The 2257-nt window shown below is 74.1% G+C and carries 3 protein-coding genes; 1 reads left to right on the forward strand and 2 read right to left on the reverse strand.

The window, feature by feature from the left end; genetic code table 11:
- On the reverse strand, positions 1 to 697 hold a 697-nt coding region (locus tag VGH76_RS09965), incomplete at its 3' end, for a molybdopterin-binding protein (protein ID WP_331556509.1).
- A 28-nt stretch (positions 698 to 725) separates the two neighbouring features.
- Positions 726 to 1718 (reverse strand): patatin-like phospholipase family protein, encoded by a 993-nt coding sequence (locus tag VGH76_RS09970; protein ID WP_331556510.1) that lies wholly within the window; start codon positions 1716 to 1718, stop codon positions 726 to 728.
- 168 nt (positions 1719 to 1886) lie between these two features.
- Between VGH76_RS09970 and VGH76_RS09975 the strand changes: the two genes are divergently transcribed.
- On the forward strand, positions 1887 to 2257 hold a 371-nt coding region (locus VGH76_RS09975), incomplete at its 3' end, for a glycosyltransferase (RefSeq protein ID WP_331556511.1).

Raw genomic sequence — 2257 nt, forward strand, 5'->3', positions numbered from 1 at the left:
AACGGCGCAGGCAGGTCGTCACCTCGACACCGGACAGGTCCAGCTCCGCGCCGAGCTCACGCAGCGTCTCAGCGATCTCCGACTCGGGCAGCCCGAAGAAGCGCAACGACCGCGATGCCGAAGCGGGCACGCCGGCAAGCAGCTCCCGGACCGGTTCCGCCTCGAGCACCGCGGGCCACATCCCCTGCAGCTCGCGCGGCGGCCCGGGGAGCACCACCACGAGCGGGCCGCCCGGCCGGGGCACGACGAGGCCGGGAGCGGTCCCGACCGGGGCCAGCGCCACGGCGCCGCGGGGCACCATCGCCTGCTTGCGGTTGGCCTCCTCGATCGCGGGTGCGGAAAACTCGGTGCGGGCCGCCCAGCCGGCGAGGATCCCGCGGATGTGCTCGCGCATGCCCTCGTCGAGGACGAGCTCGACCCCGGCGAAGGAGGCCACCACCTCGGCGGTGAGATCGTCGGCCGTCGGACCGAGGCCACCGCTGGTGACGACGAGCACGCACCCGGCGTCCACGGCGAACCGCAGTGCATCGGCTAGGTCGTCGGGGCGGTCACCGACCAGCAGCAGATGCGCGACCTCGAACCCGAGCTCGCCGAGCTCCCGGGCCACCCACGGCCCGTTGCGATCGGAGACTGATCCCGTCAGCAGCTCGCTGCCGGTGACGACGACGGCAGCGCGCGGCCGCTCCCCTGCGGACATGGGTGCGACGTTATCCGGCGGGCGGTGATCAGGCCGGGTCGAGGTCGCGCCGCTCGGCGACGACCGACTCGAGCGCGGCGACGGCCGACTCGTCGCCGATCCGCACCGCCTCGCCCACCCGCTCGGGATCGACGCAGAGCGAGCCCATCCCGACCGACCGGGCCGGTCCGATCGCCGCCAGATGGCCGGGCCCGCGGTCCGGATGCGCGGCATCGGTGACCAGCCGCAGGTCGGCGCCGTAACGGCGGGAGCCCTGCGCGACCGTGCCGAGTCCCGGCACCAGCCGGTCGAGCGTGCGGGCCCAGAGCGACAGGCCCGCGTCGGCGTCGGGGTGCAGGTCGTCGGTGCCCCGGCAGAGCACCACGAGCACGTGGGTGGCGCCACCGCGCAGTGCCCGCGCCATGGCCAGCGGCTCGCCGACCGACCCGTCCACCCAGCGGCGGCCCCCGAACGCGACCGGCGGCCCGCACAGCAGCGGGATCGACGCGCTGGCCCGCAGCGCCTGCCGCCAGTCGGCGACCGTCTCCATCCCCTCGAGGGTGTGGGCCGTGAGGTCCCTCGCATCGGTGGCCACGACCCGCAGCGGTGCCGGGGTGTGCCCCAGCGCGTGCCAGGCCATGGGCTTCCGCCCGTCGAGCACCTCGTGAACGAGGTGGTCGAGAGCCACGACGGGACGCCGCGTACCGAGCCTGCGCATGTTGATGAAGACGTCCGTCGAGAGGTCCTCGGGGTAGCTGGCGGCGCACGCGGCCGCGTCGCCGGTAAGGAACGCCGCGGCGCTGAAGGCCCCGGACGACGCGCCGTAGACCTCGTCGAACGCGGGGACGAGGCCGGCCCGGTCCAGCGCTCGCAGCATCCCGGCGACGTACGCCCCGCGCATCCCGCCGCCCCCGATGACGAGCGCCACACGGTGATCGTCGTCACGGGCCCCCGGGTCCGTGCCGGCGGCCCGGCGGTCGAGCAGGACTCTGAGAACATCCCGGTCGCCGTGCAGGAAGGGGACGATCGCCGCCGATGCCACGGGATGCAGCCTACGTCTCCCCCCGCGGCCACTCAGGGTGGCCACAGGCGTTTGACCGACGAACCAGGACCGATCACCGCGAACCGGACACTTGGACGCCGTAGCGTCCAAAATCCGCCCTAACGTGTGTCCTACATCCTGTAGTAGTCCGACCCTGGAAGGCCCCGGTTGTCCCCCTGGATCGCTCCCCCTTCACCGACATGGGTCGGTGAGCTGGACCGCCGTGCCCCCGTCGCCGACCTCGCCGTCGACCGGCACTTCACCGCGGCACGCCTGTTGGTCACCGCAGGCGGGGCCCCTGTCGGCATCCTCGAGCTGCCGCTGGTCGCCGGCCATGCGTCCGCCGCCGACATCGGCTCCGCCCTCGAGGCGCAGCTGGGTGCGCTGCCCGACCCGCCCCCACCACCGTGGTCCACCGAGCCGGTCACCGTCGTGGTGGCCACGCGCGGCCGCCCGCAGAGCCTCGAACGCTGCGTGCGCGCCCTGCTCGCCGGTGACCACGCCGACATCACCGTGCTGGTCGTGGACAACGACCCGAC

The organism is Actinomycetospora sp. (assembly GCF_036497585.1).
Lineage (GTDB): Bacteria > Actinomycetota > Actinomycetes > Mycobacteriales > Pseudonocardiaceae > Actinomycetospora.